The sequence below is a fragment of the Fulvivirga ulvae genome (assembly GCF_021389975.1).
Lineage (GTDB): Bacteria > Bacteroidota > Bacteroidia > Cytophagales > Cyclobacteriaceae > Fulvivirga > Fulvivirga ulvae.
Genome location: NZ_CP089981.1, coordinates 1,595,209 through 1,613,230, shown reverse-complemented (window position 1 = coordinate 1,613,230; position 18,022 = coordinate 1,595,209). Strand labels below are relative to the sequence as shown.

Genomic DNA, 18,022 nt, shown 5'->3' with positions numbered 1-18,022 from the left:
TGTGCATTTATATCTTCACATAAGGATCATTAAGGATCAGTTTAATTTCAAAAATGACACTATCGACAAGGTAAGGAGCTGGCTACCCCATGTATCCTTGTTTGATGTAGACAACTATTCAGATAATACGACAATCCAAACTGCCATAAGAGCTATGGAAATGGCCGACAAGATCTTTATTCAAATAGAAGCTGAACAGGGCCCTGAGCCGGGCGGTGTTTTGAAAATATTAAACACGGCCATGAGGAAGTCATCTGCTGTTATTGATTACCGGGGCAGTCATGCAGTTATGGATAAAATCATGATACGCTTCAAGGACAGGTTAACCAGTAGTGATCGGTCGCAACAACAAAAGTTGGCAGACTTTTTTAATGATGGATCGTAAATTTATCAGCATCCATGTACGCCGGAAATTTTTCTCTCAGGCCAGTGACCTCTGCAGGGTCCAGTGAGAAGGTTCGAATTTCTTCCCTGTCTTCGGCCTCATATAGATTTTCACCCTTTGGTGTTATGATAGCTGAATGGCCATTGTAATCCACATGATTGCCATCAGTGCCGATGCGGTTCACCCCTATAGTATAACATAGATTTTCCACTGATCGGGCTTTTAGAAGTATATCCCAGGCGTTAACCCTGGGGGCAGGCCAGTTTGCTATATAGATGGCCAAATCATAGCTTGTCTGGCCGGTTGCTCCTTCAGGTACATTTCTGCTCCAAACCGGGAAACGGAGGTCATAGCAGATTAGGGGGCAAATGAGCCATCCTTTCAAAGTTTCGATTAGTTTTTTTTTGCCCGCCGAATAATGCTCGTGCTCATTAGCCATTCGGAATAGATGCCTTTTGTCATAGCTGCTATATTGCCCATCAGGCTTCATCCATATGAGGCGGTTATAGTATTTGTTATCCTCTTTGGCTATAAAACTGCCGCAGATTACGGCTTTGGTTTGTTCAGCCATTTGCTTCATCCATTTAAACACCCTGAAGTTCATAGGCTCGGCAAGCTTCTCAGCCTGCATAGAAAACCCGGTGCTAAACATCTCTGGCAATATGATAAGGTCTGTGGCCTCATTGATCTGCCAGATCTTTTCTTCAAACATGGCCAGGTTGGCATCGGGGTCTTGCCAGTAGAGTGGAGATTGTATAAGTGTTACTTTTAAATTCTGCATAAGATCCTGGCTGCTTTTTCAATGGTCTCTTCGCTTTTGGCGAAACAAAATCTTAATAATTTGTCATCCCTGCGGTTTTTGTAGAACGCTGAAATGGGTATAGACGCTATACTGTGTGTTTTTGTCAGATATTCGGCCATTTCTGTGTCAGGGCGATCAGAAAGGTTTTTATAAGAGAGTGACTGAAAGTAGGTCCCATGACAAGGTATAGCCGTAAATCCGGAGTCTTTTATTTGATTGAGGAACAGATCTCTTTTTTGCTGGTAAAAAGCAGGAAGTTGGGTGTAATTGCTCTCTGTTTTGAGAAATTCGGCAATCGCCAGCTGGACTGCCGTGTTGACGCTGAATGTTACGAACTGATGGAGTTTTCTGATTTCAGCCATTATACCGGCCGGAGCAACAACATAACCTACCTTCCAACCGGTGGCATGGAATGTTTTTCCAAAAGAAAAAACAGCGATACTCTGGTCTGCAAGGGCAGGGTACCGGAGTACACTTGCATGGGTGAAGTTATCAAATATGATATGCTCGTAAACTTCATCGCTCAAAATGAGCAGATCAGGGTGTTTCATGGCTATTTTATCGAGCCGCCTCATGTCTTCACCTGTTAATACCGATCCTGTAGGGTTATGGGGGGTGTTGATCATGATCATTCTTGTGCGGGCTGTAACATTTTTCTCCACCTCATCCCAGTTAATGGAGAAATCAGGTTGTTTAAGTGTAAGATGGACAGGCACACCTCCGCATAACCTGATGACAGGATCGTAACTGTCATAAGCCGGGTCAAAAAGAATGACCTCATCATCAGGAGCAACCAGTGCTGTAATGGTATTGAAAAGGGCCTCAGTAGCTCCAGAAGTGATTGTGATTTCAGTTTCGGGATCGGCAAGGTAATTAAAGCGGTATTTAAGCATGGAAGCTATTTGCTCCCTCAGGGCCGGAATACCGGGCATAGGAGCATATTGATTGAAGCCGTTTGACATGTATTTGTTAACAAGCCTGATCAGGTCTCCTGACACTTCAAAGTCAGGGAAGCCCTGCGAAAGGTTTATGGCACTATGCTCCTGTGCCATTTTAGACATTACTGAAAAAATTGACGTGCCAACATCCGGAAGTTTAGATTTAAATTTTGGCATATTATTTTTTTGCAGGGAGTATTACCCTGTAGTCCACTTTCATCTTTCCTTTAGTTATGTTCTGGAGTTTTCCTTTTAGCATACGCTTCTTTAGAGGTGAAAGATGATCCGTAAACAAGATTCCTTCTATATGGTCATATTCATGCTGAATGATACGGGCTTTCATACCATCATACGTCTCCTCATGTTCCTCCCAGTTTTCATCAAAGTAGCGTATGGTGAGCCTTTCATTTCTGAATACATCTTCTCTGATGTTTGGTATACTAAGGCACCCCTCTTCAAAAGCCCATTCGTCCCCGGTCTCTTCCAGTATTTGCGGATTAATAAATACTTTTTTAAAGTCCTCCATATCTTCATCCTCAATAGGACGTCCGTCCACTACAAATATCCTCAGACTTTTTCCAATTTGGGGGGCTGCTATTCCAATACCACTTGCAGCTTCCATGGTCTCAAACATATCTTCACTGAGCTGTTTGACATCTATCTCACCTTTCTCTATGTCCCTTGCTTTCTTCTTTAGCACGGGATCTCCGTATACTACTATAGGATATATCATCTACTGTTCAAGTTTCCTTATAATTCATTCAAAATTAATATATTTTTTCAAAAAGAGGGGTTGCAATCCAGATAGGATTGCAAAATCACAGCTGCGCTTACTTTATCGATGTTGGCTTTATTTCTTCTGTCCTTTTTCTTCATGCCGCCCTCCACCATTGCAGAGAATGCAATTTTGCTTGTAAATCGTTCATCCACCTCATTAATGCCCACATCAGGGAAGAGCTTCTTAAGCTTATTTATAAATTTTGTAACAGCTGCTGTGGCATGAGTGTCTTCATTCCGGAGGTTTTTGGGCATGCCTATTACAAACCTCTCCACAGGCTCTTTCGAGCAGTAATCTGTTAAAAAATCAAAAATTTCCTTTGTGGGAACTGTTGTAAGTGGAGAGGCAATGATCTTCATAGGGTCAGTAGTGGCGATACCAGTCCTCTTCAGGCCATAATCTATACCTAAGATCCTACCCACTAGTTAAACCTGATGGTTTCCCTGAAACGTGCTTTCACCTCTTTTTCCAGCATAAGTGCTTTTGGAAATAAGATGTCATTTTCAATCTTGGCGTGTGTGACAAGGCTCCGTTCAAGATCTTTTAGTTCTTCATAGATAATCCTGACATGCAATGGCGTTTGCTTATCGTAGGCGTAGTCATTGGTGATCCGGCGTATACCTTTCATTTCATCATCATGCTCGCTGTGCTCTACCGCATACCTCTGAAGTGAATGCTTCTCCATAAGATAAAAGACCTGCGAAATGTTGCAGTTGTTTTTAGTGAATTTGTATAGAGCAGAGATATACGAAAAAAGGGTGTCTTCCTCCTGGTAAATATGATGAATGAAATCCTCAACGAAAAGTGGGAAAACAAACTTCAAATCCTTTTCAATAAAATCATAATCAGGATGGCCGGCATGGAAGTTGTCAATTATGCGGGCTATGTAAGGCAGCTTTTGCTTAATGAAGATATAATGAGTGTGCTTCAGATACTCTATTATAAGTTCTACAGGATATTCCCTTAAGGAGAGATTTTCCTCGACGCAATGGTAAACAGACTCCAGTTTTTGTATTACAGCATTTACGTTTAATCCTCTTTCCCTGCATGCCTGTTCAAGAGTTTTTTGAGAATAGTCGTAAAACTCTATACCGAAATAGAACAGTACAGAGGCATGTACATAATTATCGTCTACAATCTCTATAATCTTTTTGTTATTCAAGGCTAAGGCTGTCTAAATAGAGTGAAAAACTGCAATGTAAATATACGAAACCTAAAGTAATTTATTAAATAACATGACATAAGTCATAAGGTTAAGTACTGTATGTCAACAATTATTGTTTGTGTCCCGTTAATATCCTATATATTTAAATTCAGGAAATTTATTTTTCTTTGTTTTAGTTCTATAGAAAATCGTAAAGCAGTGAATCAATGAATCAATATAATAACTCAAAGTACCAGATCAGGCTTCCAATTATTTTATTCATAGGGATGGCCGCAGGAATTCTTATTGGGGCTACATTCACCGATTCCTCTCCAGTGCAGAATGACATTAACTCCAGCATGCAGAAGTTTAAGGAGGTACTATCTATGATCGATCGAAACTACGTAGATCAGGTAGATACTGATGAACTGGTGGAAGAAGCCATTGAAAATATGCTTACTAAACTGGATCCTCACAGTACTTACATCTCAGCTGAGGACAGGATCAGAGCTAATGAGGATCTGCAAGGTAACTTTGAGGGTATCGGGGTTGAGTTTAATATATTTAAAGACACTATCGTAGTTGTATCACCATTGAGCGGGGGACCCAGCGAGGCCGTAGGTGTAATGTCTGGTGACAAGATCATTAAGATAGACGGAGAAGATGTTGCAGGCGTTGGCTTTACTAATCGAGATGTTCAGGAGCACCTGAAGGGTCCTAAAGGAACGGAGGTAACTATTACTGTTAAAAGAAAGGGGAAGAAGGGGCCAATAGAATTTACGATAATCAGAGATAAAATACCTCAGTATTCTGTTGATGCCAGCTATATGATTGATGATGAGATTGGTTACATTAAAGTGAGCCGGTTTTCGGCAACAACATATGAGGAATTTTTAACATCTCTCAGAAAGCTGAAAAAACAAGGGATGAAAAAGCTGGTATTAGACCTGCAAGGAAACCCTGGGGGGTATATGAACCATGCCATTAATATGGTTGATGAATTTTTGTCCGATAGCAAGCTTATTGTTTATACCAAAGGTAAGCAGGAGCGGTTCAACAGCAAGGCTAATGCCAGTCGAAAGGGAGAATTTGAAGAAGGTGAACTCATCGTACTGGTCAATGAAGGCAGCGCTTCTGCCTCCGAAATTGTTACCGGTGCTTTGCAGGATAACGACAGGGCCCTGGTGGTGGGAAGAAGAACTTTTGGAAAGGGGTTGGTGCAAGCTCCTATGGAACTAAATGATGGCTCGGAACTGCGATTGACGATATCTCGCTATTATACTCCAAGTGGACGGTCAATTCAGAAGCCCTATGAAGATAAAGACGAATACGCTCATGATATTGTAGATCGTTACGAGCACGGAGAGTTTTTTAGTGCTGATAGCATCAAGTTCACGGATTCATTGAAATATCAGACTGCACATGGCAGGACAGTTTATGGAGGAGGAGGCATTATGCCCGATTATTTTGTGCCGTTGGATACAAGCCTTACTTCAACTTATTTGAACAAACTTTTTACCAGTAATTCAGTACAGGAATATACTTTCAACTATGTGGCGAAGAATAAAGTCAGGTTGAATGCTATGGATTACAAAGAATTCTATAATAATTTTAATGTAACTGGCCAAATGCTTAATGATCTGGTAGAAGCGGGGAAAGCCAATGGTGTAAAACCAAATTATAAAGATCTTGAAAAATCGAAGGATTTGTTTAAACTTCATGTAAAAGCGCAGATTGCCAGGCAGATATGGAATAATGAAGGGTTTTATCCGATATATAATCATACCAATGAGATACTGGAGCATGCTGTTAAACTTTTTGATGAAGCGGGTAACCTGGAAAGAGCTAAGTTTTAGCGAATAGGATATAAACTGTATTTATAAAAGCCCACCTGGCGTAATGTCGGTGGGCTTTTTCTATTGCAGAAGGGTACTACTTAATTATGTAAGGGATATGTATTCCATGCTTTTACTAATTGATTATCTTTGGTCTTGTATGGAGATAATTTGGTTAATAAGCGGTATAGTTATAGGTGGAGTTGGGGTCTGGATGATTGCAAAATTTAAGTTTGCGAGCGAAGCAAAAGACTCAGAAGCTGCCCTACAGGTAGAAAAGGAGAGGGTAGCTAACCTTCAGCGCGAAACTGATACCCTTAAAAAGGAGCTTTTATCGGAGCGGGGCATTGTGCTTGATTTGAACAATAAGCTTTCATCAACGGAAGCAGATTACCGCAATCTGCAGGAGAAGTTACGCGATCAGAAGCAGGAGCTGGAAAAGCTTCAAGAGAAGTTTTCCCTGGAGTTTAAAAATCTTGCCAATGAAATATTTGAGGAAAAGAGTAAAAAATTCACCGATCAGAACAAGATAAACCTGGGAGAGCTGCTTAACCCCTTAAGAGAAAAAATAACGGAGTTTGAGAAAAAAGTAGAACTGAACAGTAAGGAAAGCCTTGAGCAAAGTACAGCACTTCGTGAGCAGCTTAAAGGCCTTCGCGAACTGAACCAACAAATGACCCGTGAGGCGGAAAACCTGACCAGGGCACTGAAAGGAGATACCAAAAGCCAGGGTAACTGGGGAGAATTTATTCTGGAAAGCATTCTTGAAAAATCTGGCCTCGAAAAAGGCCGTGAATATCTCGTACAGGAATCATTTACCAACGAGGAAGGAAGAAGATTCCAGCCTGACGTGATCATCCGCCTTCCTGAGGATAAAAATATTATCATCGACTCTAAAGTATCGCTGATTGCCTATGAGAAGTATGTTGCAGGCGATGAGGCGGACAGGGAGGTAAATCTCAAGGCACATATATTATCTATCAGAAATCACCTGAAAGGATTGAATCTCAAGCAGTATGAACAATTGCATGGCGTAAAAGGGCTTGATTTTATTTTGATGTTTGTGCCCATTGAGCCGGCATTCAGTACGGCAGTGCAGTCTGATGTGCAGTTGTTTAACGATGCCTATGATAAAAACATAGTGATTGTAAGCCCATCTACCCTAATGGCCACCTTACGTACCATAGCTAATATATGGAAGAATGAGTACCAGAGCCAGAATGCTCTTGAAATAGCCCGCCAGGGTGGGGACCTCTACGACAAATTTGTAGCCTTTACCGAAGATCTTGTTAAGGTTGGTAACAGCCTCGATTCAACCCAGAAAGTATATCGGGAGGCCATGAAAAAGCTGTATGAGGGAAGAGGAAATCTGGTGAACAGGGCCAGCAAAATCAAGGAGCTGGGGGCGAAAACCAGTAAGATCCTGGATCAAAAACTTATCGACAGGGCAAGTGATTCTGAATAAAGTTCTTAAAAAAATGCAGAAGCTGACAGCGGATAATAAGTGGAAGAAACTGATTGTCGTAGGAGACAGAGTATTGATCAAGCCCAAAAAAGAGGCAGAGAAAACCAATAGTGGTTTATTTTTGCCTCCTGGTGTGCAGGAGAAAGAAAAGATCCAGAGCGGCTATGTGATTAAAACCGGCCCGGGATACCCAATACCCACTACCGAGGAGGACGATCTATGGAAAGGCAAGGAGAGCCAGGTGAGGTATTTGCCGCTGCAGGCAGAAGAGGGTGACCTTGCCATATTTTTACAGAAAGGCGCTGTGGAGATCATGTATGAAAATGAAAGATACTTCATTGTGCCACAGGCTTCCATTCTTATGCTGGAGCGGGAAGAAAACCTGTAATCCCTATGTATTATTTAACTACTTACCCATATCTGTCAGCCATTATATTGGCCCTGGTGGTTAATTTGATTTTTAAAAAAGTGTTTATGCTCAAAAACTCTCCACTTTCATATCTCCTGATTTTTATTTTTTCGGCCATCGGTCAGGCCTGTAGCCCATTTGCAGGGCCGGTTGATAAGGAAAAGTCTGATTCTTATTACTACTCAAAATTGAAAAGAGAGATTCGGTATAGTCCTATGGGGAATTGGTTTGCGCTAGGAAATTCCAAGGTTGATTCTGCCGATGTTTCTTCCTTTGAGGTAATTGACAGGGATTTTGGAAAGGACAAGGATCATATCTTTTATCAAGACCACATTATAGATGGTGAGGTGGACCGGGAAACTTTTAAGGTTAAGGAATTTTTGTGTTTTGATAAAAATGGCGTTTATCTTCCGGTGCGCTACATTGCCGATGATTTAAGAGAGAAGGTGCCAGACGGCCGTTATATGTTTGCAATAGTGGAGGCAAACCCTAAAACCTTTGTCAAATTAGACCAGGATTGGTCAAAGGATGATGCTAGCTACTTTTACAATTATCAAAAGGTCGATGTAGACTATCAAACTTTCGAAGTTATTAATGGGCATTTTGCTAAAGACAAAAACAAAGTTTACCTCCTTAAAAGTTTTTCCATTAGGGAATCTGCCATAGATCCTGCAACAGCTCAAAAAGTGGATGAACGCTACATCGTAGATAAAGACAGCATATACGACTTTCAGCAATACCTTAATGGCGTGGAGGTCGACTCGCTGGTGTCATTCAAGTGTTACGATAGTAATAGCATCAATTTTTTAGGGGAGAATTTCCTGCTGTTTGATGATAAGGTGGTTTATGATGGTGTTGAATTGCCCGGTGTGGATTCACGTTCTTTCAGGGTGGTAAAGAATTATTACAGTAAAGATAAAAACCGGGTATATTGTGGAAACAGAGTTATAGATGGCGCTGACCCGGAGAGTTTCGAGGTATTTGAGCATATGTTTTATTCTAAGGACAAATACAATGTTTATGGAGATGGCATTGTGATCAAAGAAGCTGACGCAGAAACATTTGAACCGGTTAATACAGATAAAAGTGTACTCTACAAGGATAAGAACCATACTTATCAATGGGGCAAGATAACGGATGAAAAAATATAAACAACTTATCCGTGGAGGGTGTTGAGTATTACTGACACTTTATTACTTTCACACTTATGCAAGGACTATCAATTAATGCCATGCGGGTGGGCTGGAAGTATAGGCTCAGAAACTTTGACGAAACCTTTGAGTTTGAAACACTCAAAAAGTTGAACTCTGAGAACTTCCTTCTTAAAGATCTGCATACCCTTGAAAAGTACGAACTCCATGACCTCGTCAAGTTTGGAAGAGGAGGAGATTTCGAGATCAGCGAGTTGTAACCTTATCTCTTGTTTTTAGCAAACTCTTTGGCAAAGTACGTCAGGATAATGTCCGCACCGGCCCTTTTTATGCTGAGCAGACTCTCATTCATGGCAGAAGTTTTATCGAGCCACCCTTTTTCTGCAGCAGCAGCTACCATGGCATATTCACCACTAACATTATAAGCTGCAATAGGAAGTTCGTAGTTGTCCTTTAACAATTTAATTACATCCAGGTAAGCCAATGCTGGTTTCACCATGAGAAAATCAGCCCCTTCTTCCACATCCAGGTCGGCTTCAATCAACGCTTCTCGCTGGTTTGCAGGGTTCATCTGATAGGTCTTTTTGTCACCACTTTTTGGAGCCGAGTCCAATGCATCTCTGAACGGACCATAGAAAGCACTGGCATATTTAGCACTGTACGACATGATGGAAGTTTCGGCAAAACCATTTTCATCCAGGATGTCACGGATATAGCCCACCCGTCCGTCCATCATGTCAGACGGCCCTATGATGTCGATACCAGCCTCGGCCTGGGTGAGTGCCATTTTGCCCAGCACTTCAAGGGTTTCATCATTCAGTATTTTACCATTTTTATCCACAATACCATCGTGCCCGTCAGAGCTGTATGGGTCCATGGCAACATCAGTCATGATGCAAGCCTCTGGAAATCTCTTTTTAACCTCTTTGAGCGCAGTGATGTAGAAGAAACCTGGATCATGGCTCTTGGTAGCCATTTTGTCTTTATGGGCCTCGTTTACTACGGGGAAAATGTCAAATGCAGCAACACCAAGTTTGAGGCATTCTTCAATTTCTTTGAGCATGTGATCAATCCCAAGCCGGTATATGCCAGGCATAGAATTTACCTCTATTTTACCCTTTGGATCCTCCAGTAAAAACAAAGGGAATATCAGGTCGTCAGTAGTAACTTTTGTCTCTTCTACCATGGCTCTGATCACGGCAGATTTACGGTTTCTTCTTGGTCTGATCATCATGTGGCAAATATAGCAAACCTCATCTTTATGCGCGAAGCAGGAAGTCCTCGAATTTGCAATATCCCCCCAGGTGAATATGGGATATTCTCTTTGTAGTATCTGGAGGGGCGAGCTGAAAGTGCCGAAAGCACTACTTGTGCCTGGTTTTGGTGTTATTTTTTGGGTTGGATCTAAATATATGGAGCCAAAAAATAACCCGGTGATTCAAAATCGCCGGGTTATGAAGTTCATGTATTGAGAAATATTGTTATTTCTTAAAATCTGTAATGGTTTTTTCAATGATATCGCAGCATTCGTGCAGTTGCTCTTCAGTCATAACCAGAGGAGGCGCAAACCTGATAATATTTCCGTGAGTAGGTTTTGCCAGCAGGCCATTTTCTTTTAAAGCAACGCAAATATCCCATGCGGTAGAACTTTCAGGGGTGTCGTTGATCACTATTGCGTTAAGAAGTCCTTTGCCCCTAACCAGTTTTACCAGGTCAGAGCCCTCAATAAATTTGTTTATCCTCTCTCTGAAAATAACCCCCAGTCGCTCGGCATTTTCCGCAAGGTTTTCTTCTTGGACTACCTCAAGTGCAGCAATAGCCACCTTAGAGCCAAGAGGATTTCCTCCAAAAGTACTTCCATGCTGTCCTGGTTTGATCACATTCATTACCTCATTGCTGGTGAGTACAGCGGATACAGGGTACACCCCTCCTGAAAGTGCTTTGCCAAGGATCAACATATCAGGTTTAACATTTTCATGATCACATGCCAGTAATTTTCCTGTTCTTGCAATACCGGTCTGGATTTCGTCAGCTATAAACAAGGCTCCGTATTTCTTGCACAAAGCCGCGGCTTCTGAAAGGTATCCTTCATCGGGCACAAACACACCGGCCTCTCCCTGAATGGGTTCCACTAAAAATCCGGCCACATTTTCTTCCTTCAATTGAGCTTCAAGAGCATCAAGGTCGTTGTAAGGCACACGAACAAACCCGGGAGTATACGGCCCGAAATTTTTTCTGGCATCCTCGTCATTTGAGAATGAAATGATAGTAGTTGTTCTTCCGTGGAAGTTATTTTCACATACAATGATCTTTGCTTCGTTTTCAGCAATGCCTCGTTTTTCGTAAGCATACTTCCTGCAGATCTTTATGGCAGTCTCAACTCCTTCTGCACCGGTATTCATGGGCAGAACTTTATCAAATTTAAAATACTCGGTTATAAACTTTTCGTAAACCCCAAGCACATCATTAAAAAACGCCCGTGATGTAAGCGTAAGGGTTTCTGCCTGCTCCTTTAATGTGTTGATGATTTTAGGGTGGCAGTGGCCCTGGTTTACCGCACTGTAAGCGGAAAGAAAGTCGTAGTACTTCTTGCCCTCAACATCCCAGACGAATACCCCTTCTCCTTTAGCTAATACTACCGGAAGAGGGTGGTAATTATGCGCTCCGTGTTTATCCTCGAGTTGTATTGTTTCCTGAGAGGTTAATTTTGATTTTGTGAGTGTTACCATAACAGTATGATTTAATAATTAGAAAATGTACCACTCATCACGGAGAGTAGTCATCCTTTCCTCGTTTTAGAAGGAGAGAAATCATCCTGAACTACAAAAGTAGTAAAATTAAGTGTATATTTGTCAGCCAGTCGGAGGCATATTGCCCTAACTTTTCAGAGTTTACCGATTGTTTGAATTTCATTTCCCGAAATTGAAGCAGATGGGTGTGGATTAAAATATTCAATAGTCTTTTGAATATTAATAATCTTTTTCCGATATTTGCAGACCCAATTGAAAAAGGTACAAATTTTAATTTTTTATAAAGATGTCAAAAGTTTGCCAGATCACCGGAAAGAGGCCTCAAGTAGGAAACAATGTTTCTCACGCAAACAATAAAACCAAAAGGAGATTTAATCCAAATCTTCAGAAGAAGAGATTCTATCTTCCAGAGGAAGATAAGTGGATAACTTTGAAAGTTTCTACTTCAGCTTTAAGGACCATTAACAAGAATGGTATTGCAGCCGTTTTGAAGAAAGCCAGGGCAAACGGCAACACATTAGTTTAGTAATAAAGCATTTAATAATATTTTATCATGGCTAAGAAAGGTAATAGAGTACAAGTGATCATGGAATGTACTGAGCATAAAAATAGCGGTATGCCTGGTACTTCAAGATATATCACTACTAAGAATAGAAAGAACACTACCGAGAGGTTGGAGTTGAAAAAGTATAACCCTATTCTTAAGAAATATACTGTTCACAAAGAAATTAAATAATTATGGCTAAGAAGGTAGTTGCAACCCTCCAGAAGAAAGAAGGTAAAAACTTCGCTAAAGTGATCAGAGCTGTAAAGTCTGAGAAGACTGGTGCTTACACTTTCAAGGAAGAAATGGTTCCTGTTGATCAGGTAAAAGATACTTTAGCTAAAAGCTAAGAGTTTCGTTAAAATATTAAATGATTAGAAAAAGTCCCTTTCTGATAACCTTCAGGAGGGACTTTTTCGTTATCTTCAAATGGAGTATTGCGAAGGTAGCTGTCACTCTTCTTAATCATTAGAATCAATAAGAATATGTCGATCTTTAGTGGGTTATTTTCAAAAGAAAAGAAGGAGTCCCTGGATAAGGGACTGGAAAAAACTAAAGAAAATTTTTTCACCAAACTGGGTAAAGCCGTTGTAGGGAAATCCAAGGTAGATGAAGAGGTACTTGATGAACTTGAAGAAGTGCTTATAACATCTGATGTTGGAGTAAATACCACTATTAAGATCATTGATAGGATTGAAGACCGTGTAGCACGGGATAAATATCTGGGCGTGGAGGAGCTCGATAAGATACTTCGCGAAGAAATAGCAGGCCTTTTAGCAGAGAACAATACTCAGGACCTGAGTGATTTTTCACTTCCGGAGGGTAAAAAGCCCTACGTGATCATGGTCGTTGGTGTAAATGGTGTCGGTAAGACTACGACTATCGGTAAATTATCCGCACAGTTTAAGAAGAAGGGGCATAAAGTGGTTCTTGGAGCAGCTGACACCTTTAGAGCCGCTGCTGTAGATCAGATTAAACTGTGGGGAGAGCGTGTAGGAGTACCTGTAATAGCACGGGGCATGAATACCGACCCTTCAGCAGTGGCCTTTGATGCAGTTAAACAAGGTGTGGAAGACAATGCGGATGTTGTTATTATTGATACGGCCGGAAGGTTACATACCAAAGTTAACCTCATGAACGAGCTTTCCAAGATCAAGAGGGTAATGCAGAAATTTATACCTGATGCCCCACATGAAGTGCTGTTGGTTCTCGATGGCAGCACCGGTCAGAATGCTGCAATTCAGGCCCGGGAATTCACTAAAGCGACCGATGTTACATCTCTGGCTATTACCAAATTAGACGGAACGGCTAAGGGAGGGGTGGTTATTGGCATATCAGATGAATTTAAAATACCTGTGAAGTATATAGGGGTTGGAGAGAAAGTGGATGACCTTCAGGTATTTAATAAGATGGAGTTCGTTGATTCCTTCTTTAAGAAGTCTGTTTAATTACTATTATTTCCTCTTTTCACTTATATTTCCGCAATATGTTATTCCTAATGTGAATTTACAGACCAAATGTACTTCATGCGGAGCGTTCATTTGTTTTAAAGAGAACGTGGCGGATAGGTTTGCATTGGCAAAAAAGCGTGGGGTAAAGATTGGTTTATATTGTACCCAGTGTAATTCTGCCAAAACTTATTCAGTGAACGAGATAAAAGCCATGCAAAATAAATACCGGAGATTTATTGGTGTGTTTATCTTTGTAATTGGTACTGTCTCTGTTTTGTTTATGCTCATAGGTCTGAGTATCAGACTGAATAGTGTACATGCTATTGAGGCACTTGCCGGATTTGTAGCCGTGCCGTATTTGATTTATGAGGGTATAAAATCACATCAGGGACAGTGCGTTAACTAGTTCAACGCTAAGCAGTATGGTTAACAGGTTTGTCTGCTTGTTCGATTTCATCTTTGACTTGAAGGTGGGCAGAATTTTCTGACAGCTTTATATCATTGTCAAGACCGGGAAGATTCACTATTTTCCAACAGGAAACCCTTATAAATGATACTTAAACAGTTGCCTAAAATACACCCTCTTATAATCAGTGAAGACATACCGCATTTTTCTGACCATTGCCTTTATGTGCAGTCTTTTGATAAGGGGTATAGCTATCCCAGGCATACAGCGGGTTTAGGACTCGTGGCGGTGCAGGAGGGTAAAGCCGTTTTTGAAGTTAATGAAGAGTACCTGCACCTGGATAGCGATTCATTTGTATTTCTCAATAAGGGCAGCCAGTTGTCCATTAAGGGAGAAAAAAAAGGAGTTTTTATTATTCTGTACTTCAACAACGTTTTGTCGGAACTTATCACGGATTCTTTATTTCAACGCAATCCAAAGCCAGGTAAAAATATTAAAGATTACCATGACTATTCACTTATTGAGCACGTTCACTATGCGAATGCCTCATTAAAGAATTTCCTGCCCCTACTGATTGATTTGGGGACTAGTTGTGCTTCTTTCCATGCACTGAAAGCCGATATGCTCATCCGAACCATACTTGATAATGTTATTTTGGAAAACTTTGAGGCTATTCAGGTGTCTTCAAAACTGGGAGTAGTTAAAAATTCTACCCGGGTAAGTCTGTATAAACGATTGTCAATGGTCAGGGCTTGGGTTGAGCAAAATCATGCATCCTCTGTTACCGTCGAGAAAATGGCTGATGTCGCTATGTTAAATCCGTACCATTTTTTACGAGTATTCAAAAAGACCTATGGACTGACCCCACACCAATATTTAATCGAGGTACGGTTAGATCAAGCGCAGGTCCTGCTTTCTGCGAGAGGTCAGTCGGTATCTTCTGTTTGCCATGCAGTGGGCTTTGATAGCCTGTCATCTTTTAGCAGGCTTTTTAAGGCCAGGGTTGGTGTTTCACCTAAATTCTATCGTGAAACAAACATTGATACTCCGTAGTGATGGACTATTGTTTAACTGTGGCGTGGCATTAATTATAAATTGTCAATTTTCGATAAATGATCTTTTATACCAAGTGATAGATTTGAGCAAAACAAAAAAGACATATTATGGAAAATCAATGGAGCAAATTTCGACTAAGAGTCAATGTCAAGACGGACGTGGCAGCTACTTATAAAGCCTGGACTTCGCGGGAGGCGTTGGAGGCGTGGTTTCTGAGAAAGGCTGTTTTTAAAGACGCTGAAGGAAACATAAAAGAAGCAAAAGCCCCGATAGTTGAAGGAGACACCTATGAGTGGTATTGGCACGGATACCCTGATAGTGTAGTGGAAAAAGGCAAGGTGTTAAAAGCCAATGGAGAGAATGTTTTTAGTTTTACATTCTCCATGGGGTGCCCAGTTACAATTACGATTTATGAAGAGTCCGGGGAGACTATAGTTGAACTTGTAGAGAGTGACTTACCCACTGATGCAGAAACTGCGCTAAAGTATTTTGTAGGGGACTCTCGCGGCTGGATATTTTACATGGCAAATCTGAAATCTGTTCTTGAAGGAGGGCTTGACCTTCGCAACAGGAAAATGGAGATTACCAATGTAATAACATCCTGAGGGTCACGGTTAATACCTGGGGGCCAGAGATAATTTTGCTTTCAGAAGCAGCCTACTTACGTATCCGTTTTTACAATAGAATTTATCGGGTATCTTAGCCGCTTATCAAGTTTATGCAATTTTGGATTCTGTAACTCAGGTATTACTTGGTGCAGCAGTTGGGGAGGTTGTTGCGGGTAAAAAAGCAGGAAATAAAGCCGTAATGTGGGGAGCCATTTGTGGTACTATTCCTGATTTGGATGTTATTGGCCGCCATTTCCTCTCTACTGTTGAGGCCCTGGACTTTCATCGGGGGATTTCACACTCACTGCTGTTTGCTGTGATTATATCCCCGGTGCTTGGATTTGGCATAAGACGCCTGTACCGGCAAAGTAATGCTACCTGGCGGGACTGGACGATACTGGTATTTCTGAGCCTGTTTACCCATGCACTATTGGACTGTTTTACTACCTGGGGCACTCAGTTGTTCTGGCCGGCAAGTTACCGGGTGGCTTTCAAAAGCGTGTTTGTTATTGATCCGCTTTATACACTGCCACTACTGATAAGCCTGGTATGGCTGGTGTTTTTACCGCAAAATAGCGGCAAGAGAAGAAAGCTGAACCATGCAGGGTTGATACTAAGCTCGGGATATCTTGTAATTACGCTGGTGGCCAAGTATCAGGCCAATCAGGTATTTGAAAATTCGTTTGATGTTCAGGGGATTGAAGTTGAGCGTTACGATAGCAGACCAGCCCCTTTGAATATTGTTTTGTGGACCGTAAATGTGGAAACTGACAAGGGGTATTACATTGGATATTACTCCTTTCTGGATGAGGATCGTAAAATAAAGTATGATTTTTTCCCTGGTAACCACGAACTCCTGGGTGAATATGGAGCATATAAAGAAGTTAAAAAGCTTACTGAGATAACCGAAAACTGGTATACCGTGGAAGTTGCAGATCACGGGATAATCCTTAATGACTTGCGATTCGGACAAAGCAGTGGATGGGAGGCAGGTGAGGGCAATTTTGTCTTCGCGTACCATATTTACCCAACTGTATCCGGTATACAGGTGGATGAGGTGGAAAAAAATTTTAAAGATGGGCGAAAAATGTTGAAGCAATTGTGGAGGCGTATAACGGGGAATTAACGCTGGTTGCTTATTTCATCGGCTGAAGGAAGTTCAATCGTCTGGGCTCCTTTTCTTAAAGGAATCCTAAATATCAGGTAATAATTAAATCCCCAGCTTACAGTTTTGTCAGCTCGTCCGTACCCGGGTATTTCATTGGGAATAAGCTCGTTGCGTTCAAATGTATCTACACCAAACATAAATCTTGCAGTATAGCCCAACCATATAAATTTCCACATTTTTACCTTCATGCCGGTAACCATCTCAAACCAGTCAGCTTTTAGGTCGTTATTGGAAATTTCTGAATTTCCATCTCCAAAAGTATCATTTGTATAGCTGAAGCTGAGGTTGTCAGAAAACGTGGTGGAGGCATACCTTAGCCCGAAGAATAAGGCACTCTGATCAGGATCCCTGTGCAAAAAATTAATGTCTGGTCCGATTTTGAAATAGCTACCTTCTACCTTGTAGGTAGCTGTAGCGTTTTCGAGAGTTCGCTCCATTTGTCCGTACTCGACATTAAGGAAGTAGCGGTAGAAATCTATGTCTGCCTGAAAGTCATACTGCATGTAATCATCCTTGCGGAGTGTTTTTCCAAAGCCAATGAGATCACCGCCAACCCTGATGCCGGTAGGTATAAATCGCCTGCTGGTGGTATCAAGCTGCACCTTTACCTTTTGGGCGTAAGTGAGGGTAGTAATGGTAAGCAGGAAAATACTAATTAAATATCTTAACATCTTCAGTGACTTGTTCCACAAGTATTTTGTTCACTACTTCAATAGACTCGAAATCGCTCCTGGTATAATCTAACTCCGAGAAGACCATTTCTATACCGCAATCCTCAGAGACTAAACGAGTACCAATATTATATTTTAAAATCAATGTGTCAATGCCCAGCTCCGAATCAAAAATAAATGTAGTCTGAACAGTATCAGGCCGGAGAGGAAGCTTAATGTATGATGCATCTGTCTCTTCCAGAAACACACTGTCAGTGCCTGATATAGTGATTTCGTTAATATTTAATGTATCAACCTCATTATTATCACTATTGTAAAACTTTATGTTTACAAAATTGGTTGTTTGGCTATTGCAATCAGGGTCATCAAGACAGCCGGTTAAAACAATGGCTGCTGAGAGAATTAATATCGGTATAACTATTTTCATGAATAGGGCACAAATATAAGTATTGCAACAAGAA

The 18,022-nt window shown here is 41.1% G+C and carries 23 protein-coding genes; 14 read left to right on the top strand and 9 right to left on the bottom strand.

What is annotated here, in order from left to right:
* The first annotated feature begins 1 nt into the window (after position 1).
* The gene (locus LVD17_RS06825) at positions 2–385 is read left to right on the top strand and encodes a hypothetical protein (protein WP_233765651.1); all 384 of its coding nucleotides are present in this window, start codon (positions 2–4) and stop codon (positions 383–385) included.
* On the opposite strand, the gene LVD17_RS06820 is transcribed toward LVD17_RS06825, so the two are convergent.
* From LVD17_RS06820 to LVD17_RS06800, 5 genes are read right to left on the bottom strand one after another with little or no spacing between them, the layout of a single operon-like run.
* Positions 369–1,166 carry an amidohydrolase gene (locus LVD17_RS06820; RefSeq protein ID WP_233765650.1) on the bottom strand — a complete coding sequence of 266 codons (798 nt, stop codon included), beginning with the start codon at positions 1,164–1,166 and terminating at the stop codon, positions 369–371. The two genes, LVD17_RS06825 and LVD17_RS06820, sit on opposite strands and share 17 nt — an antisense overlap.
* Complete coding sequence (locus tag LVD17_RS06815; RefSeq protein ID WP_233765649.1) at positions 1,154–2,302, bottom strand: methionine aminotransferase; 1,149 nt, start codon at positions 2,300–2,302, stop codon at positions 1,154–1,156. The genes LVD17_RS06820 and LVD17_RS06815 overlap by 13 nt, the downstream gene beginning before the upstream one ends.
* A 1-nt stretch (position 2,303) precedes the next feature.
* Positions 2,304–2,858: a peptide deformylase gene (def, locus tag LVD17_RS06810; RefSeq protein ID WP_233765648.1), complete on the bottom strand. Its 555-nt coding sequence runs from the start codon at positions 2,856–2,858 to the stop codon at positions 2,304–2,306.
* A gap of 47 nt (positions 2,859–2,905) precedes the next feature.
* Positions 2,906–3,325 carry a Holliday junction resolvase RuvX gene (ruvX, locus tag LVD17_RS06805; RefSeq protein WP_233765646.1) on the bottom strand — a complete coding sequence of 140 codons (420 nt, stop codon included), beginning with the start codon at positions 3,323–3,325 and terminating at the stop codon, positions 2,906–2,908.
* Positions 3,325–4,065, bottom strand: a complete 741-nt coding sequence (locus LVD17_RS06800; protein ID WP_233765644.1) for a hemerythrin domain-containing protein — start codon at positions 4,063–4,065, stop codon at positions 3,325–3,327. Before LVD17_RS06800 ends, ruvX begins: the two co-directional genes overlap by 1 nt.
* A gap of 209 nt (positions 4,066–4,274) precedes the next feature.
* Between LVD17_RS06800 and LVD17_RS06795 the strand changes: the two genes are divergently transcribed.
* From LVD17_RS06795 to LVD17_RS06775, 5 genes are all read left to right on the top strand, one after another.
* Complete coding sequence (locus LVD17_RS06795; protein ID WP_233765643.1) at positions 4,275–5,903, top strand: S41 family peptidase; 1,629 nt, start codon at positions 4,275–4,277, stop codon at positions 5,901–5,903.
* Positions 5,904–6,042: 139 nt separating this feature from the next.
* Entirely contained in the window at positions 6,043–7,347 is a 1,305-nt protein-coding gene (locus tag LVD17_RS06790; RefSeq protein WP_233765641.1) for a DNA recombination protein RmuC, read from the top strand.
* A 13-nt stretch (positions 7,348–7,360) separates the two neighbouring features.
* A complete protein-coding gene (locus LVD17_RS06785) occupies positions 7,361–7,735 on the top strand; it encodes a co-chaperone GroES (RefSeq protein ID WP_233765639.1) in 375 nt (124 codons plus the stop codon).
* 5 nt (positions 7,736–7,740) lie between these two features.
* Positions 7,741–8,907, top strand: coding sequence for a DKNYY domain-containing protein (locus LVD17_RS06780; RefSeq protein WP_233765637.1), 1,167 nt, complete (start codon positions 7,741–7,743; stop codon positions 8,905–8,907).
* Positions 8,908–8,963: 56 nt separating this feature from the next.
* Complete coding sequence (locus LVD17_RS06775; RefSeq protein ID WP_233765636.1) at positions 8,964–9,167, top strand: hypothetical protein; 204 nt, start codon at positions 8,964–8,966, stop codon at positions 9,165–9,167.
* A gap of 2 nt (positions 9,168–9,169) precedes the next feature.
* On the opposite strand, the gene hemB is transcribed toward LVD17_RS06775, so the two are convergent.
* Positions 9,170–10,141, bottom strand: a complete 972-nt coding sequence (gene hemB, locus LVD17_RS06770) for a porphobilinogen synthase (RefSeq protein WP_233765634.1) — start codon at positions 10,139–10,141, stop codon at positions 9,170–9,172.
* Between the two features lie 247 nt (positions 10,142–10,388).
* On the bottom strand, positions 10,389–11,636 hold the full coding sequence (gene rocD, locus LVD17_RS06765; protein WP_233765632.1) for an ornithine--oxo-acid transaminase: 1,248 nt from the start codon (positions 11,634–11,636) through the stop codon (positions 10,389–10,391).
* Between the two features lie 307 nt (positions 11,637–11,943).
* On the opposite strand from rocD, the gene rpmB reads away from it, so the two are divergent.
* The 8 genes from rpmB (at position 11,944) to LVD17_RS06725 (ending at position 16,848) form a co-directional block, all read left to right on the top strand.
* Positions 11,944–12,183, top strand: coding sequence for a 50S ribosomal protein L28 (gene rpmB / locus LVD17_RS06760; protein ID WP_233765630.1), 240 nt, complete (start codon positions 11,944–11,946; stop codon positions 12,181–12,183).
* A gap of 27 nt (positions 12,184–12,210) precedes the next feature.
* Positions 12,211–12,393 (top strand): 50S ribosomal protein L33, encoded by a 183-nt coding sequence (gene rpmG, locus LVD17_RS06755; protein WP_233765628.1) that lies wholly within the window; start codon positions 12,211–12,213, stop codon positions 12,391–12,393.
* Positions 12,394–12,395: 2 nt separating this feature from the next.
* The gene (locus tag LVD17_RS06750) at positions 12,396–12,551 is read left to right on the top strand and encodes a DUF4295 domain-containing protein (RefSeq protein ID WP_233765626.1); all 156 of its coding nucleotides are present in this window, start codon (positions 12,396–12,398) and stop codon (positions 12,549–12,551) included.
* 135 nt (positions 12,552–12,686) lie between these two features.
* On the top strand, positions 12,687–13,649 hold the full coding sequence (ftsY, locus tag LVD17_RS06745) for a signal recognition particle-docking protein FtsY (RefSeq protein WP_233765624.1): 963 nt from the start codon (positions 12,687–12,689) through the stop codon (positions 13,647–13,649).
* A 196-nt stretch (positions 13,650–13,845) separates the two neighbouring features.
* Positions 13,846–14,058 (top strand): hypothetical protein, encoded by a 213-nt coding sequence (locus LVD17_RS06740; RefSeq protein WP_233765622.1) that lies wholly within the window; start codon positions 13,846–13,848, stop codon positions 14,056–14,058.
* 144 nt (positions 14,059–14,202) lie between these two features.
* Positions 14,203–15,111, top strand: a complete 909-nt coding sequence (locus tag LVD17_RS06735; protein WP_233765620.1) for a helix-turn-helix domain-containing protein — start codon at positions 14,203–14,205, stop codon at positions 15,109–15,111.
* 110 nt (positions 15,112–15,221) lie between these two features.
* Positions 15,222–15,719, top strand: a complete 498-nt coding sequence (locus tag LVD17_RS06730; RefSeq protein WP_233765618.1) for an SRPBCC family protein — start codon at positions 15,222–15,224, stop codon at positions 15,717–15,719.
* Positions 15,720–15,840: 121 nt separating this feature from the next.
* A complete protein-coding gene (locus LVD17_RS06725; protein WP_233765617.1) occupies positions 15,841–16,848 on the top strand; it encodes a metal-dependent hydrolase in 1,008 nt (335 codons plus the stop codon).
* Here the strand turns inward: LVD17_RS06725 and LVD17_RS06720 are convergent.
* Positions 16,845–17,561: a DUF6048 family protein gene (locus LVD17_RS06720; RefSeq protein ID WP_233765616.1), complete on the bottom strand. Its 717-nt coding sequence runs from the start codon at positions 17,559–17,561 to the stop codon at positions 16,845–16,847. The two genes, LVD17_RS06725 and LVD17_RS06720, sit on opposite strands and share 4 nt — an antisense overlap.
* Positions 17,542–17,988 carry a DUF6452 family protein gene (locus LVD17_RS06715; RefSeq protein WP_233765615.1) on the bottom strand — a complete coding sequence of 149 codons (447 nt, stop codon included), beginning with the start codon at positions 17,986–17,988 and terminating at the stop codon, positions 17,542–17,544. Before LVD17_RS06715 ends, LVD17_RS06720 begins: the two co-directional genes overlap by 20 nt.
* Positions 17,989–18,022: the final 34 nt, after the last annotated feature.

What these genes read in the sequence shown, in the direction of transcription:
- LVD17_RS06775 (WP_233765636.1), top strand. Translation starts at nt 8,964, where the DNA reads ATGCAAGGACTATCAATTAATGCCATGCGGGTGGGCTGGAAGTATAGG.
- LVD17_RS06735 (WP_233765620.1), top strand. Translation starts at nt 14,203, where the DNA reads ATGATACTTAAACAGTTGCCTAAAATACACCCTCTTATAATCAGTGAA.
- LVD17_RS06815 (WP_233765649.1), bottom strand. Translation starts at nt 2,302, where the DNA reads ATGCCAAAATTTAAATCTAAACTTCCGGATGTTGGCACGTCAATTTTT.
- def (WP_233765648.1), bottom strand. Translation starts at nt 2,858, where the DNA reads ATGATATATCCTATAGTAGTATACGGAGATCCCGTGCTAAAGAAGAAA.
- LVD17_RS06730 (WP_233765618.1), top strand. Translation starts at nt 15,222, where the DNA reads ATGGAAAATCAATGGAGCAAATTTCGACTAAGAGTCAATGTCAAGACG.
- LVD17_RS06715 (WP_233765615.1), bottom strand. Translation starts at nt 17,988, where the DNA reads ATGAAAATAGTTATACCGATATTAATTCTCTCAGCAGCCATTGTTTTA.
- rocD (WP_233765632.1), bottom strand. Translation starts at nt 11,636, where the DNA reads ATGGTAACACTCACAAAATCAAAATTAACCTCTCAGGAAACAATACAA.
- ftsY (WP_233765624.1), top strand. Translation starts at nt 12,687, where the DNA reads ATGTCGATCTTTAGTGGGTTATTTTCAAAAGAAAAGAAGGAGTCCCTG.
- LVD17_RS06750 (WP_233765626.1), top strand. Translation starts at nt 12,396, where the DNA reads ATGGCTAAGAAGGTAGTTGCAACCCTCCAGAAGAAAGAAGGTAAAAAC.
- LVD17_RS06780 (WP_233765637.1), top strand. Translation starts at nt 7,741, where the DNA reads ATGTATTATTTAACTACTTACCCATATCTGTCAGCCATTATATTGGCC.
- rpmB (WP_233765630.1), top strand. Translation starts at nt 11,944, where the DNA reads ATGTCAAAAGTTTGCCAGATCACCGGAAAGAGGCCTCAAGTAGGAAAC.
- LVD17_RS06790 (WP_233765641.1), top strand. Translation starts at nt 6,043, where the DNA reads ATGGAGATAATTTGGTTAATAAGCGGTATAGTTATAGGTGGAGTTGGG.
- LVD17_RS06795 (WP_233765643.1), top strand. Translation starts at nt 4,275, where the DNA reads ATGAATCAATATAATAACTCAAAGTACCAGATCAGGCTTCCAATTATT.
- LVD17_RS06785 (WP_233765639.1), top strand. Translation starts at nt 7,361, where the DNA reads ATGCAGAAGCTGACAGCGGATAATAAGTGGAAGAAACTGATTGTCGTA.
- hemB (WP_233765634.1), bottom strand. Translation starts at nt 10,141, where the DNA reads ATGATGATCAGACCAAGAAGAAACCGTAAATCTGCCGTGATCAGAGCC.
- LVD17_RS06720 (WP_233765616.1), bottom strand. Translation starts at nt 17,561, where the DNA reads ATGTTAAGATATTTAATTAGTATTTTCCTGCTTACCATTACTACCCTC.
- LVD17_RS06820 (WP_233765650.1), bottom strand. Translation starts at nt 1,166, where the DNA reads ATGCAGAATTTAAAAGTAACACTTATACAATCTCCACTCTACTGGCAA.
- rpmG (WP_233765628.1), top strand. Translation starts at nt 12,211, where the DNA reads ATGGCTAAGAAAGGTAATAGAGTACAAGTGATCATGGAATGTACTGAG.